This window comes from Francisella salina (assembly GCF_000219045.1).
Classification (GTDB): domain Bacteria; phylum Pseudomonadota; class Gammaproteobacteria; order Francisellales; family Francisellaceae; genus Francisella; species Francisella salimarina.
The window spans coordinates 326701-342244 of sequence record NC_015696.1; the positions used below are offsets into that span (position 1 = coordinate 326701).

Sequence of the window (15544 nt, forward strand, 5' to 3'; positions counted from 1 at the left end):
TATATCTTGAGAAAGTACAAAAAGAACTTAAATACTAAAAAATATAAAGGATTTACCTTTCTTGAAGTTCTAATTGCTTCATTACTAGGTGTATTTGTTCTTATTGCGGCTTTCTATGCGATTGGCAATATACTCTCGAATGCTGTTTTATCTGAAAAAAAAGTTGAGCTTGTAGATGAGTTAGAGGCTAGAGTTGACAACTATATGTTAACAGGAAATTTTGATGATAGTGCGCAGGGTAATATTACTTTCTCAAGAGTTGATGATGGAAGTAGTGCAATACGTGAGTTTGTTGCTACTAATCCAGATTATTCGCTACAGGCGGTTAAACGAACATATTCAGCAGTTACACCAGCAAATGATGCGATAACTCAGGTTCTCGGTCCTTATATGGCTGCCGTATGGGAGATATATCGTAGTGCTGGAGCGACTCGCCTTGATGAGAGCCCAGAGCTTAGAGCTGCAGTCGAGCAAGCTAGAAGAGATCATTTAGATGATGGAGGTAGTACAATGATTTCTTCAGGGCATATAACAAATGTGTTGTTAAATGTTGGAACTACCGCGGTATCTAGTACTGTACCAATGGATAATCCTCCTATTGATCAAGCAAATGTTGCTCTTAGGATAGAGCTTAGAACAGATGCTGATGTTACCTCAGAAGGATTAACTTGGCATTGTGTAGCAGTTGGTGGGTTTGATGGTGATTTACTACCTTCATGGTGTGTTTTATAGCTAGGTAATATATGAATTTGAAGTTTAATAGGCGTAAAATAATTGGGACTTCATTACCAGAGCTTTTGGTAGCTACTGTGATAGCTATAGTGGTACTAACTGCTTTAATTAGTACTTATATAGGAGTTAAAAACTCTTATCAGAAGTATAAAGATAAAACTACAGCTGACGCTAAAGAACTACAGGTTAAGAGTATTTTTTATAATTTTATTAAAAGAACAGGATTTGCATGTCAGTTTGGTAGTCAGAATCAAACGTATCATGATAGAACATCAGATTCTTTAGATGATTTTTTTCATGACTCTTCAATGATTCGAGTTGGCCAGTTACCTTTGGCAACGTCTGATCATATCTCTGAAGCTCTTGAGACTGGTTGTTCAGGTGAGTGTTTTCAGCCTGGTACAGACTATATCATGATAAAAAGAGAAGAGTCTAGGACTTTTCTTACTGATGTGAATTCTCTTAGCTCAAACTTATCCTTAGACTCGGTGGAGGATATTTCAGTAGGAGATTACTTGCTCCTATGTAATAAAAATGATATTTTTTTGTTAAAAGTTGCTAGCATAAGTAGTGGTAGTAGTGTTGTTAACTTATCAGAGTCTCCTCAAGGAAGTGATTATTATCCAGGTGATTATGTTGGAAGATATTCTTTAGAGGTGTTATACATACGAGATAGTGGTGCTGTAGATGAATCTGGGCAAGCCATTTTCTCTTTATACGTATATATCAAGGATAGTGACTCTAATGGAATATCTTATGAGTTAGTTAGAGGTGTGCAAAATTTACAAATTGAAACGGCGACAGTTGCTAATAGTACTTTGACGTGGAATAGCATTCCTTCAGAACTAGATTTAAATGGCTCTAATTCGCCAGCATTAAGAATATCATTTAGTATTGGTGAGCAGACATTTAGCAGAATAATTAATTTATAAGGGTTAGCTATGTATCAGAATATCAAAGGTTCAGCATTATTAGCATCTTTAATATTTGCCTTTGTTATATTGGTAGTAATATCAGCACTTGCATATAATTTTAGAATGGATTCTTTGGCAATAGAAACTATCGTTAATGAAAAACAAAGTTTGCATGTTGATGAGGGTTATTTTAATAGCATACCTGTAGCACTTGATCTTACTACTGGAGATGATCAGACAATCGATAATTTTAGGTTTTTAACAAGATCGAATTCCGTTACATCTAGGTTTGATCATCGTAATACTAATTCCGAACTTTATTATGGAATCCCTTATCTGATAAGTTATGATATTTCGCATGAATTCTTTGAAGGAGATGTTTCAAGGTATGTTAGGAGTTTAGTTTATAACACATTGCCGGGCACTTTGATGAATCGCTATGACGAGGATTATTTTCCAGTAAATGTACCATTTGTCAATACAGCTGGTATGAGCGGAACTCTAGCAAGCTATAAGTTAGATCAAGAGGGTAGATTACAAGATTTAGAAAGAGGTTATATAGGCTATATCCATAAAAACAGCAGTATTTTAACTATAAGTAACGCTGGTGGTAGTTTTAATGTTACTGTACCAAATGACTTATCGCTTCTCAGTTATACTCTGGCTATTGGTTGGGACCTACAAGATGGTCGTTGGAGTATATTTTTAGCTATATATGATGGTAATAAAGTATATACCTCTTCTACAACCTTACGAAACCTTGTGGCAGGACAGGTCCAAGCACAACAAGATTTATCTAACTGGCAAGCTATTGCTGATTTACCAGGAGGGTATGCTTCAAACTTTCCTACGTATTCGCCAGGTACAGATTATGAAGTTGGTGATGTAGTTAATTCAGGTGGTGATTTATATAGTTGTAAAGTTGTCTCGTGGTGTTCTAGTGATGCTCGAGCTAATATTGACGCCTATGCTCCAGGCACAGGAAGTGCATGGTCGTCTGCATGGGATCTTGTTGAGTCTGGTGGTGCTCCTAGTGAGGGAGAAGGTTCGGATAGTTATCCAACATACTCAGCAGGGACATCGTATCAAAACGGAGATATTGTAATATCTGGAGAGAATTTATATAGCTGTAAAGAATGGGGATGGTGCTCTAGTACGGCTGCATCGTATTATGCACCAGGTACAGGAAGTGCGTGGTCATCTGCATGGGATCTAGTAGGACCTGTTGATTCAGGAGATGAAGATGGTGGCGATGATGGTGGCGCTGGGAGTGATCCTGAAGGCAATATTATATTAGTTACTTGGTATCATGACTTCAATAATCAGGTACCTAAGCCACTGGTATTAAGAAAAATGCCTCGTGACGGTAATTATGACTTAGATGTATATCGATCGACTTATGATAGTATTACTAGGATTTTTACAGCAATTTTATCAGATACTTTTACAACTGGATCTACAGATTTTGATGAGTCACATGTTCATGTTGTGATTCCTGATACTATGTTTATGTTAGATGCTGGAGTTCCTCTTATATTTCAAGGTAACAATATATTTGATTATAATAGGCTAGGTACATATCTATTAGGTACGAGTAACTCTTTGACAATAAGAAGTACACTAGATGTAGAATCAAGTCAGAAACCAGTTTTAGTCAAGAAAAATACAACACAGATGTATATTATATTTTTCAATGGAGATAAATACTATAAGTACTTGTATTCACATAGTTCTGAAGCACCATCTCTGACAGAATTACCTGAAGAACAATTTCCAGGAGAAGAAATACAAAAGATAATAGCTAAGTATGGCGTGATTTTTGTTATTACGGATAGTTATATTTATCTCATGAATCCTACAGATAATTCGCGCATTAGTAGATTAGTAGCTACTGGATCAAATTATCAAATACATAGAGCTAGTGATGGTAGGATATATGCATTAGATGATGGCTTGAACTGTACAGTAAGCTCTAGCTGTGGTAGTAGAGTCTATTTTGAAGATGGTTGTGCTAGTTATACTGGTGGTTGTGAGGCTCTTGCTGAGTTGACTAATGTTGATCCATATCTAAATATAGTCCATAAGAGCTTGGACAGTTAAGATTTTTTCCAAAAATACTAAAATTTAGTTATACTGATAGCTTATGATATAAGACTTATGATATGGATAATTACTATATGATTTTTTATAACTCGTTATCTGGTAAAAAAGAAGAATTTAAGCCAATTGAGCCTAATAAAATTAAGATGTATGCATGCGGGGTTACAGTGTATGATGATTGTCATATCGGTCACGCTAGAACATACATAGCTTTTGATGTTATTAATAGATATTTCAAGTATCGTGGCTTTGATGTTACATTCGTGCGTAATATTACAGATATAGATGACAAAATTATCAAAAGAGCTAAAGAAAATAGTGAATCTACTACTGAGCTAGTTGATAGAAATATTAAAGCAATGCATGAAGTATTTGATAAACTTAACATTCTTAAGCCATCTTTTGAACCTAAAGCAACAGAAACCATCCCAGAAATGATAGCTATGATTGAAACTCTCGTTGAGAAAGGCTTTGCTTATCAAGGTGCAAATGGAGATGTGTTTTATAGAGTAGCTGAGTTTGCTGATTATGGTAAATTGAGTAAGCAAAATCTCGAAGCACTTGAGCAAGGATCAAGAGTAGACGTTGTTGAAGAAAAAGAAAACCCAATGGATTTTGTACTTTGGAAAAAAGCAAAAGAGGGTGAGCCTGCTTGGGAGTCGCCTTGGGGTGCTGGTCGTCCGGGTTGGCATATAGAGTGTTCAGCAATGTCAAAGAAGATTTTGGGTAATACCTTTGATATTCATGCTGGTGGCTCAGACCTTAGATTTCCACATCATGAAAATGAAGTAGCTCAATCAGAAGCTTGTAATGATTGTAAATATGTAAATTATTGGCTACATTCTGGCATGGTAAAAGTTAATGCAGAGAAGATGTCAAAGTCTTTGAATAATTTTTTTACTATTAAAGAGGTATTACAAGAATATCATCCTGAAGTTATAAGATATTTCTTGGCTTCTACTGTATACAGAAGTGAAATCAACTATTCGAAAGAGAATCTTGATAATGCCAAAGCGTCTGTCGAAAGGCTGTTTAATGCTCTTCGAGATATAGAGCCAGTTGAGATAAATCTGCCTGATGATGCTAACGAGTATGAAGAGAAGTTTATCAAAGCTATGGATAATGACTTTAATACTCCGGAAGCTTTAGCAGTTCTATTTAGCTTGGCTAAAGAGATAAATACATTAAAAACAACAAATAAATATAAAGCTAGTGGTTATGCATTTTTACTACGCAAGCTTTGTGATGTATTGGGTATTTTATTTACTGATACAGAAGATTACTTCAAGCAGGGTGATGGTGTAGATGCTAGCGAAATTGAGAAGCTTATAGCAGAGCGTGCTCAAGCTAAAAAAGATAAAAATTATGCTAGAGCTGATGAGATTAGAAATGAGCTTCATAATCAGGGAATAATATTAGAAGATAGTGCAACTGGTACTACATGGAAGAAAGGTTAATAGATGTATTCAAGTGAAAAACAACAAGATATTATAGATAATCTACATACAATTAGAGATTATATCCGTTGGACAATCTCAGAGATGACAGCAAATAATGTTTATTTTGGTCATGGTTCTGAATCTATTTGGGATGAGGCTGTACATCTTGTACTTAGTGCAATAAATGTATCTCATGATATTGATAGCAATATGGTAGGCTCAAGATTGCTCAAAGAAGAGAAAAAAATAATTATTAATTATGTTTATCAAAGAGCTTGTCAGCGTAGACCTTTACCATATATTCTAAAAAAAGCTTGGTTCGCAGGTATGGAGTTTGATATTGATGAGAGAGTTATTATTCCTCGTTCACCAATAGCTGAGCTTATACGTAATGAGTTTTCACCATGGATTAATGATATTGATGATGTTAATAATGTATTGGACTTATGTACGGGTAGTGGCTGTATAGGCATCGCTTGTAGTAATGTTTTTGAAGATGCAAATATAACTTTGGTTGATATATCTGATGATGCCTTAGCTGTAGCAAATCATAATATCAAAAAGCACCAGTTAGGTGATAGGGTAAAAGCTGTTAAGTCTGATTTATTTGGTAGTCTTCAGGGCCAAAAGTTTGATTTGGTTGTCTCAAATCCTCCTTATGTTGATAGAGAAGATTTAAATAGTATGCCACAAGAGTATCATTATGAACCTAAACTTGCTCTAGAGGCTGGAGATGATGGGTTAGACTTAGCAAAAAGAATAGTTCTTGAAGCTGACCAGTATATGACAGAAAAGGGAGTGTTGATCGTTGAGGTAGGCAATAGTCAGTATGCTCTTATGGAGATGTGTCCTGATATTCCTTTTACGTGGTTAAGCTTTGCTGATGGTGGTGATGGTGTGTTTTTACTTACTTATGATGAACTAGTTAAATATAAAGATTCATTTAAAAAATATTTCCAAAGCTAATATTTAGTCTATAATCTCTTCAGAATTCAATCTTTTAAAAATTTAGGATTAGTAAATGCCTAATGATCCTTTTAAAAAAATATCATCTGATAAAGCAGTTATTCTCATAATTTGTCTTTTTGGTTTGATGTCACAATTTGCTACTGATAGTTTTACACCGTCATTACCTCATATTGCTGACTATTTTCATGCTGCTGCAAAAGATATCAAGTTAACTGTCGGGATATATTTCTTCGGTATGACGTGCTCTATGCTTGGGTTTGGTTATTTATCAGACAAATATGGACGCAAACCGACATTGCTAGCAGGTTATTTTGTATTTTGTATTGCAAGTATACTTTGTATGTTAGCTCAGAGTGAATCTCAGTTGCTATTTTTTCGCTTTTTGCAAGGGATCGGAATGGGTAGTTCTTTTGTATCTTTTCGTGCAATTATGAAAGATGTTTTCAGTGATAGTCAATCACTTGCGAAAGCTAGTCTTGTAATCACTAGTATAGTTTCATTAACGCCGCCTCTAGCCCCGATTACTGGAGGAATTATCCAAGAGACTATTGGTTGGCGTGGTAATTTTGCTTTACATTCAATAATGGCACTTGTGATTACAGTTTTGATTGTTAAGTATTTACATCTAGAAGCTATACCAAAAAGTAGCTATAAGCTTCTAGAGTCATATAAGAAAATATTATCTCATAAAGTCTTTGTCTTTAACGCAATATGTAGTGGTTTGGCGTTATCGCTTGTTTTTGTGTTTGCAACACTTTCACCATTTTTCTTCCAAGTAAAATTAGGATTTTCTGCTGTTGAGTTTTCATTTTTATCAGCAGCAGTAATTATACCCTCAGCAATATTTTTAATAATCTTTAAAAATAAGATCAGTAAACTAGATATGGATAAGGTAATACTTTATTGTGGATCTTTTTCTGCATTAAGTGGTATATTACTGGCTTTATCATATTTTATTTTTGGATTAGATGCTAAGGTAATTGTTGTATTATGTGCTTTAGCCTTTTGTGGGAATGTCTTTCAGTATACAGCTACTTACATTTGTGCTTATAATGATATACACACAGAGATTGGCGTAGCATCGGCAATATTTGGATTTATACAGATAGCTGTTACAACTATCTCATCATCGCTTGTTTCTAGTATTAGCCTTAATAATCAATTTTTATTTGGATTATTAATGATGGTACCACCCTTATTGATAGTCATACTCAAGACTATAGATATTAAAAAATACAAGATATAAAGTTAAATTATCTCTTTTTTAACTCTCAGAGCATTAAGCTTAGTGAGTGCTTCATCTTTAGTTATATTGTACATACTGGCATGTTGTTCTAAGCTTAGGCTATTAGGTCCAAATAGTTCAATCATATCAAGCATTTTTAGTTGATGTTTAATCGCTGATATATCTACGTATAAATAATCCATATTTATTGATAGGATAGGGCACTTAGTAGCTTTGATAAGTAGATATGAGTCATGATGAATTCCACAACCTAGACCATCAGCATAACCAATATTTAAAATAGCTACGGTAGTATCCGCATTACAAAAATATTCATTACCATAACTTATATATTCACCTTTTGGAATATCCCTGATAGAGATAATACAAGCTTTAAGAGATAAGCTAAATTTGATTTCTTTAGGCTCTTGGTCATAGCCTAATACTGCCGAGCTAGAACGAATATACTCTTGTTGAAAATCAGTATCAAAAAGAGAAACTGGTGAGTTAGAAAAAGTATATTTAAGTTTGGTTTCTTCAGCTAACGAAAGAATTTTATCAATATATTTTTTAGATTTATTATAGCCGTTATATCCCGTTGGGATATGTGAAAATAATGTTATATTTGAAAATCCGGAAAATTTTAGCGTATCAAGATGTTTTATAAAGTCATCTCTATAAAAACCAAACCGTCCCATACCACAATCAAAATCAAGCATAATTGGTTTTGACTTATCATCTTCATACTTTATATAGTCTTTGATTAGTAATTCATTACCAAGTATTGGAATAACATTTTTAGGTATTTTAAAGTCAAAGCATTCTGCATATATACCACTTAGGAAAATTATATCTTTTGTACAGTCTAAACTCTTTAAAACATAGTACTCTTCTATGCGAGCTATGCCGTAAGCATCAACTAGATCCTTGGTTACCTTATAGATGTTTTCTATACTTATGCCATAGGCATTAGCTTTGACGATAAACATTATTTTTGAGTGAGGATTTTTATTACGTAGATACTCAATATTTGACTTTACTAATTTGCTATTTATTTCTACTATAGGACTTAAATTCATAAAAGATCAATGTTGATGAAAAATAATCTATCTCTATTAATGTTAACAGGTTTGATAATTATATCAGTAGATTCTGTGAGAAATTTGCCTTCTTTAGCTGTATTTGGAGAGTATTTGCCATTATTTTTTATAATTGGTGTTGTGTTTTTTCTTATACCCGTAGCATTTATTTCGGCTGAACTTAGTGCAAACTTCGCCGATCAGTATCAAAATGGAATCTTCCAATGGTGCTCTAAAGGTATTAGTGATAATGCCGGTATGTTTGCAATTTGGGCACAATGGAGTAGTAATGTAATCTGGTTTCCTGCTAGTTTGCTATTTATGTCATCAACTATATGCTCGGTTTTTGGTTTTGCCAGTCCTCTAGCTATCGCTAGTATTATGATAACTTTGTATTTGTTAATAATGGCAATTAATCATTTTGGTGTCAAAGAATCTGCAGTGGTATCGTTTATATGTATGATTCTTGGAGTAGTAATTCCTGTTTTAGTACTTTTTATATTTCTTGGTTTTTGGTTGGTAAAAGGGTATCCTCTGGAGCTTAAAGTATCACAGATATCATTTAACCTATCAGCACTGAAAGACATATCTGCATTAACGGTAGTTATTATTTCTTTTTTGGGGATAGAGTTATGTTCGGTATATGTTCCGATGCTAAAAGACCCTCAGAAGACATTTACGAGAGCAATTTTCTTAGCTGTAATATTTATTGTATTAATGATGTTTTTGGGAGCTTTGACTATAGCTTTTCTAATTCCAGCTGGTTCTATAAGTTTATATAATGGTCTTTTTGAGACTTTTAAGATTGGTTTTGAAAGGCTAGGCTTACCAGCTGTAATGCCTTTGATTAGTATTGGTTTGGTTTTAGGAGCATTTGGCTCGGCTATCAGTTGGGCTTTAAGTCCCGCTGTGAGTTTGCGCCAAGCTGCTGAAAGAGGCTACTTACCAAAGAGATTTTCTACAAATAATAATTATGGTGTTCCTAGTAATATTTTGTACATACAAGGGTTAATTGTTATTGGATTATCATTGACGATAACTATGGTGGATAATATGAACTCTTTTTATTGGGTGGTAATATCACTTAATACAGAAGTATATTTGACTATGTATATCTTGATGTTTTTAGCAGCTTTACGACTTAGAAGAACATCAAAAAAGACTATAATACACAATGAGCTAGTTTTTTATAGTTTATGTATTATGGGTATTTTAGGTATCTTAGTTGCCATGATAGCAGGATTTGTTATGCCGAAAAATTTGGTAAGTATAGATTCATTAACTTATGCAGGATTATATTTATGCGGATTTTTATTCGTTTGCTCATTATTTATGCTTTTTGTTTATTGGCGTAACAAGCATTTGAGAGATCCGTTATAGATTATTTACGAGTGTTTTTTGCAATTTCTTTGAGACTATCGTTAATCTTAAAAAGTACCATAAGTATTTCACAAAAAATTTTAGCGAAAATTGAACCAAAAATAATCTCTAGAATACCGGATAAAATATAACCCGAAAATATAGCTGCTAAACCGCTTAAACACACTCCAATAATACTAAGCCAAAAAATAAAAACGATAATCGTTGGTGTAATAAAATTCTCAAAGCTTATAAATTTTTTTAGAAAATTAGTAACAGGGTTATTATTTGACTGTGTAGATTGATTCATTTTTATTCCCTAGTTTTTTTGTTTAAAATTAAAATCTTATAATTTTTGAAATTTCCTTATTTAGCTCTGGTAGGAACATATATTTTAATAATGAGCGTAAAAAGTTTAGCTTTCTATAGTCTTTAGAATATATATTAAGATTGTCATACATCTTTGAAATACAAGCTTTTATCGAACTAGGAGTATAATTCATCAGTTTTGCTATTTGGCTATATTCTAGGTTGTGTTCAATTAGATATTTAAGAATACGGTATTCTTTAGATGTGAATTTCAATGTTTCAAAATAATATTTAAACTCAATTATTGGAGCATCATTGAGCGTGTAAATTCTACATTTGGTTAAATCATTATTTTCTAGAGTCTTAATTCTGACCAAAATATAGTTTTTACCATCTTCATCATAAAATGGAATCTTCTCTGTTAGAATTGTTATTGGTTCAATACTTGTTTGATTTGCTAGAGATTCAGTCGAAAGATAATATGATTTTGAATCAATCGATATCTTCTCTCCTATAGCATAGTCATAGACATCATCTTTCCACAGGTCTATATCTTGATCTGATAGACCCTGTAGCTCTTTCAAACTAGCCACTCCTGTGCACTCTAAGAACATGCGATTACAAGTTATTACTTGTCCTTTAGCATTCTTTATAGCGTAACCAAAAGAGCTGTTTTTATTATCATTAACTACATCTATAGCTGTTTTAAGGTTAATTAGCTTATCTACTAACATTTTTTAGATATTCAAAATATTAATTTGACCTAGAGTTTAGCTAAAATGTTCGCTTATAACAAGCTAGGTAAGATGAGGATTTTAGTTAGATAATTGAGATATTTTAATCTTCAACAATATTATCTTTATTAGCTGTTTCTTTACAATATGCAACATAACGCTTATCAGTAACTATAATATAGAATATAGCCCCCACAATAGCATTAACTATATAGTTCTCAATAGGAGCTGTGGCACATATAAATATTATAAAAGGAAGTACTAGTATCATTAGAGTTTTGATACCGACACGTTTATATTCAAAAAAGCAGAATATAATAACCAGTACAGCGAGAATTACACCAAGATAAATATTTGACAGGATATCAACAGTATTTAATAGAAGAGTTAAAAGTACAAATACAACTAGGCCGAATATTCTTAGTTTAGGAGCAATAGCGCCCATACTAACAGGAGCCGCCATATAACCTATAATATTGAAACCCGTGACAAATAGCATCAAAGCAGCCCAGTTATCAGCAAACATTAAGAATACTGCACATAAAATAAAGTTAGCAATCAGTGATCTTCTCGAAATATTAACTTTTTGATTTATTTTCGCAAAAAATCTTGGCATTTGACCTTCAGCAGACATTGCATATAACATTCTAGAAGAAGCACCAAGATAACTATAGCCAGTTGCAGAAGGGCTAACAATACTATCAATGATTAGCAGTACTGCAATATATCCTAGTCCTATCATTGTCGCAACCTGTAGTAAAGGAGACTCAAAATCTAGTCCTGCCCAACCACCTTTTTCTATAAGGTAGCTATGAGGTACAGCCTCCATAAAGGCATATTGTAAAGCAATATAGAGTATTAAAACTATTGTTAGTGATAATATTATTGCAATAGGAACATTTCTAGAAGGATTTTTGATTTCACTACTGTAGGCAACGACTATTTGGAAGCCATTAAATGTATATACAAGTCCACCAGCGACAATTGCAGTAAGAGCATTGTAGGCTGTGAAATTATTATTAGGTATTTCTGGGGATAGTAAGCTATGATGTTCGCCACTATGTGTAAATGCGTAGATGATAAATATAAAAACTATAATTGCAGGTACTGTCATCTTAAATATGGTTATACCATTGTTAACACTTGATAATAGTTTTACACCGTAGAAGTTGATAATCAGATAAAGAAAAAGAATAAATAATGATAATATCATTCCATAAGTAGAGATTACTCCGCCGTCCATCAACCAGCTAAAACTTTTTAGCCCGGCCAAATATTGGGTAGTTGCTTGAGCCTCTGTAGAAATCATAACTACAACACCAAACCAGTTAGCAAATGAGAAAGGCATAGCAAAAAGGCTATTATGAGAGAGGGCGCTTGATCTTGTAGTAGCACCCCTTACTGGAAATACAGAAACAACTTTAGCTAGACATAGACCAACCATCATAATCATAATTGATGCTAGTACCCAAGCTAAGAAAGCCCAGTTTCCTGCTGCTTTTGCTGTAAGTTGGGCACTAAATAACCATCCAGAGCCAACCATTGATGTCACTCCTATAAGTACCGCACTCATTAGTGACATTTTCTTCGAATTAATCGTCCCCATTATAAGTTTTCCTATTTTTAAAAAATACACAGGTAATTTAGAATATACACTTTAATGGAGCTATTTAGCAATAGAGTTATTTGGTAAACTGAAAAATTAGAAGGTAAAGTTTTTGCTAATACCAGTATAAAATCCTGCTAGACTATTTTGACCTTGAAGGTTGACTTGATAAGGAGAAGAGTTTGTTTTAATAGGTTGATATTGTTGATTATAGAGTGGACCATAGTTACTAACATGGGGGCTTAGATTTTTATCATACTTGAAGTCTGGTTGTTCTGTAGACCCTGTATAAGGGTAGGTTGATGGGATTGCAGTTGCTAGATTTATGCTAAGTAAGTATGAAAAGAGTAAGAGTAGTTTATATTTGGGTGTCATCTAGCACTATCTTTAAATTGAGTAAAATAGTAAATTTAATGGAGAAAAGTGTAATGTCTCTCTAAAGGGATTATCAACTTTCTTAATATATTTTTTTACCATTTTATAATGGATATTGTTGATTTTCTCTAATGGCTTAAGCTTTTTGCTCAGGCTTATCTTTTTGTAATGTTGCAACCATTGATTAGCTATATTTCTAAAATCATCTTTAGTTATAGTTGGTGCAATCTTATTATCAAAAGAAATTTGATTATAAAAATGTTTAGGCATACAGAAAATATGTCTTATTATTTCATTATTAATATTAACTTGTCTAATCAAAGATTCATCAATTGCTGCAAAATCATTTAGATATGTAGCTTTCAAAGTTTCTATACCCAAAAAATTATTAGATATGTGCTGATTAAAATCTCTCTCTGTAGCGCTACTACTATCTATAGATGTACCTATATCATCTGCTAAATGTTTGTATAAAATTTTAGCATCAAAAACTTCAGCTAATCTTTTTAGTTGAGGAGACGAAATATTTTTATCATTATTTAAGTTATTTACCTCTTTTAGCCACCAATTCATTTTTTCATTGGCAATCTCTAAATTATTATATAGCTCTGTGCATGAAATAATTTGAGACTTTATCTGATCTAGTAAATAAAGTATTTGTTGTTTATCAGTATCTAATTTACGATATGCAAAGTACATCACAGACCCATATGGAGGCAGTTTCTCATTAGGATAGTTAAAATAGTTATACTGCATATTTATACCTTTTTGAATGCGACAATATAATTAACATCAGTACCTTTACCAAGTTTAAAACTGTCAGTTATAGGATTGTAGTGTACGCCGATTATTTCCAGAGCACTAAAACCATAATTTTCAGCTGTTTTTATAAGCTCATAAGGTTTAATAAATTTAGCGTATTGGTGTGTTCCCTGAGGTACCATTTTTAAGATGTGTTCAGCAGCAACTATAGATAATAGATAAGACTTAATATTTCTATTTAGTGTTGATGCAAAAAATAGTCCATCTTTTTTGATAAGCTTTGAAATAGAGGCAATAATGCTTTCAGGATCTGGGACATGTTCTAACATTTCCATACAAGTTATAACATCAAATTGAGTATCATTATTGGTAATAAAATCTTCAATAGTGGAACTTATATATTCTATTTCAAGATTATTTAGTTTTGCATGCTCTTTAGCCACATTAATAGCTTGTGAGGAAGCATCTAATCCACAAACATTATTTGTCTGATTCTTCAAAGATTCAGTTAGAATTCCTCCGCCACAACCAACATCAATTATTTTTTCATTACTCAGATTAGTAAATTTTTTTATAAACTCTAATCTTAGGGGATTCACCTGGTGTAGAGTTTTTAGTTCACCTTTTGGATTCCACCAATCACTAGCTAAACGAGAAAATTTATCAACTTCATTACTATCAATATTACTCATAGTTAATATTCTTTTATTATGTATATATTTTTTAAATAATACCAAAGATATAATATCTAAGAAAATTTTTATTAGAGTTTTTGGAGTTAATTTACTATAATAGGCTCTGTATATTTTTGCCAACCTGAAATAAGAGATTAATTTTAATGAAATTTAATGTTAAAAATATTTTAATGCTATCTGTCATTGGAGTAACTTTAGGTAGTTGTTCTAGTATGAAAGCAACTAAAGATAATAGAGATCCTTTTGAGAGCTATAACAGATCTATGTATGCTTTTAATGACAAAGCTTACGATACTTTGACTCCAGCAGCAAATGCGTATGATACTGTTGTTCCAGATTCATTCAAGAGTGGTATATTCAATATATTCCAAAACTTAGCAGAGCCAGCAAGAATCGTGAATGATTTATTCCAAGGTGAAATAGATTATGCAGGTGATGATAGTGTGAGATTTTTAACAAATACTACTTTAGGTTTAGCTGGTTATTTTGATGTTGCTGATAGCTGGTTTGATAAGCCAATGAGATATCATCAAAGCTTCGCTGTTACTTTACATAAATGGGGTGTGTATGATGATAATGAAGCATCTCCTTATGTAGTGTGGCCTCTGATTGGTCCAGGTACATTAGAGGATGTTACAACAGGTGTTGATGCACTATTTAACCCATTAACATATATATTCTTCTTTGCCCCTGTTGCACCAGCTATTTCTTGGGGTGTAAGTGTTGGTACGACTGGTACATATTATGTAAACCAAGGTGTATCATACTTACCTTCTTATTCGAATTTGAAAGAAGTATCTGTAGATCCATATATAGCAATGAGGAATGCTTATTTACAAAGTTATGACTATGGCATAGCTAAGGTTCTTAAGCAAGATTTACGTAAAGACGATGCGGCACTTCAGACAGATATGGCTGTATTAGGTGTACTAGGAATGGATAGTGAGAATGTAGAAGGTAAGATTGCTAGCACAGGGTCTGCTGCGACTAAGTCTTCAGAGCCACCAGTTATATTCAAAAGTAATATTGGTACGGTTAATAAAGCTACTCAAGTTCAAGAGGCCTTCGATCAAAGTTACTCAACTGATAGTAGTGCTCTTGATTTGGCTAATGTTGATAAAGATGACACTATCGAAACAGAGTCTGAAAAGCTTCAAACTAAAATTAATGATGCTAAGGCAGATCTGCCAGGCGATGCAGATTCACCAGCTTCGACTATACAAACTCTTGCAGAGCAAGGTTAATT

15 protein-coding genes are annotated in these 15544 nt (G+C 33.1%); 8 read left to right on the forward strand and 7 right to left on the reverse strand.

Going from position 1 to position 15544, the window contains the following annotated elements; translation table 11 throughout:
* The first annotated feature begins 6 nt into the window (after positions 1 to 6).
* The 6 genes from F7308_RS10245 to F7308_RS01660 all read left to right on the forward strand — a co-directional run bounded on the left by F7308_RS10245 (position 7) and on the right by F7308_RS01660 (position 7400).
* Positions 7 to 732: a prepilin-type N-terminal cleavage/methylation domain-containing protein gene (locus tag F7308_RS10245; protein ID WP_013922112.1), complete on the forward strand. Its 726-nt coding sequence runs from the start codon at positions 7 to 9 to the stop codon at positions 730 to 732.
* 11 nt (positions 733 to 743) lie between these two features.
* Entirely contained in the window at positions 744 to 1664 is a 921-nt protein-coding gene (locus tag F7308_RS01640; RefSeq protein ID WP_013922113.1) for a hypothetical protein, read from the forward strand.
* A gap of 9 nt (positions 1665 to 1673) precedes the next feature.
* Positions 1674 to 3746, forward strand: coding sequence for a membrane protein (locus F7308_RS01645; RefSeq protein WP_013922114.1), 2073 nt, complete (start codon positions 1674 to 1676; stop codon positions 3744 to 3746).
* A 77-nt stretch (positions 3747 to 3823) separates the two neighbouring features.
* Positions 3824 to 5203: a cysteine--tRNA ligase gene (gene cysS, locus F7308_RS01650; protein WP_013922115.1), complete on the forward strand. Its 1380-nt coding sequence runs from the start codon at positions 3824 to 3826 to the stop codon at positions 5201 to 5203.
* 3 nt (positions 5204 to 5206) lie between these two features.
* Complete coding sequence (prmB, locus tag F7308_RS01655; protein WP_013922116.1) at positions 5207 to 6151, forward strand: 50S ribosomal protein L3 N(5)-glutamine methyltransferase; 945 nt, start codon at positions 5207 to 5209, stop codon at positions 6149 to 6151.
* A gap of 55 nt (positions 6152 to 6206) precedes the next feature.
* Positions 6207 to 7400, forward strand: coding sequence for an MFS transporter (locus F7308_RS01660; protein ID WP_013922117.1), 1194 nt, complete (start codon positions 6207 to 6209; stop codon positions 7398 to 7400).
* 2 nt (positions 7401 to 7402) lie between these two features.
* Here the strand turns inward: F7308_RS01660 and F7308_RS01665 are convergent, their stop codons facing one another.
* Positions 7403 to 8458 (reverse strand): alanine racemase C-terminal domain-containing protein, encoded by a 1056-nt coding sequence (locus F7308_RS01665; protein ID WP_013922118.1) that lies wholly within the window; start codon positions 8456 to 8458, stop codon positions 7403 to 7405.
* 15 nt (positions 8459 to 8473) lie between these two features.
* Here F7308_RS01665 and F7308_RS01670 point away from each other — a divergent pair, with 15 nt between their 5' ends.
* Entirely contained in the window at positions 8474 to 9838 is a 1365-nt protein-coding gene (locus F7308_RS01670) for an APC family permease (protein ID WP_013922119.1), read from the forward strand.
* A 1-nt stretch (position 9839) separates the two neighbouring features.
* Here F7308_RS01670 and F7308_RS01675 read toward each other — a convergent pair whose 3' ends face one another.
* The 6 genes from F7308_RS01675 to ubiG all read right to left on the reverse strand — a co-directional run bounded on the left by F7308_RS01675 (position 9840) and on the right by ubiG (position 14295).
* Complete coding sequence (locus F7308_RS01675; protein WP_013922120.1) at positions 9840 to 10127, reverse strand: DUF4282 domain-containing protein; 288 nt, start codon at positions 10125 to 10127, stop codon at positions 9840 to 9842.
* A gap of 28 nt (positions 10128 to 10155) precedes the next feature.
* Entirely contained in the window at positions 10156 to 10860 is a 705-nt protein-coding gene (locus F7308_RS01680) for a hypothetical protein (RefSeq protein ID WP_013922121.1), read from the reverse strand.
* A 103-nt stretch (positions 10861 to 10963) separates the two neighbouring features.
* Complete coding sequence (locus F7308_RS01685) at positions 10964 to 12466, reverse strand: APC family permease (RefSeq protein WP_041263586.1); 1503 nt, start codon at positions 12464 to 12466, stop codon at positions 10964 to 10966.
* 96 nt (positions 12467 to 12562) lie between these two features.
* On the reverse strand, positions 12563 to 12841 hold the full coding sequence (locus F7308_RS01690) for a hypothetical protein (RefSeq protein WP_041263587.1): 279 nt from the start codon (positions 12839 to 12841) through the stop codon (positions 12563 to 12565).
* Positions 12842 to 12853: 12 nt separating this feature from the next.
* A complete protein-coding gene (locus tag F7308_RS01695; RefSeq protein ID WP_013922123.1) occupies positions 12854 to 13597 on the reverse strand; it encodes a hypothetical protein in 744 nt (247 codons plus the stop codon).
* A 2-nt stretch (positions 13598 to 13599) separates the two neighbouring features.
* On the reverse strand, positions 13600 to 14295 hold the full coding sequence (ubiG, locus tag F7308_RS01700) for a bifunctional 2-polyprenyl-6-hydroxyphenol methylase/3-demethylubiquinol 3-O-methyltransferase UbiG (protein ID WP_041263588.1): 696 nt from the start codon (positions 14293 to 14295) through the stop codon (positions 13600 to 13602).
* A gap of 146 nt (positions 14296 to 14441) precedes the next feature.
* On the opposite strand from ubiG, the gene F7308_RS01705 reads away from it, so the two are divergent.
* Positions 14442 to 15542: an MlaA family lipoprotein gene (locus tag F7308_RS01705; RefSeq protein ID WP_013922125.1), complete on the forward strand. Its 1101-nt coding sequence runs from the start codon at positions 14442 to 14444 to the stop codon at positions 15540 to 15542.
* Positions 15543 to 15544 lie beyond the last annotated feature (2 nt).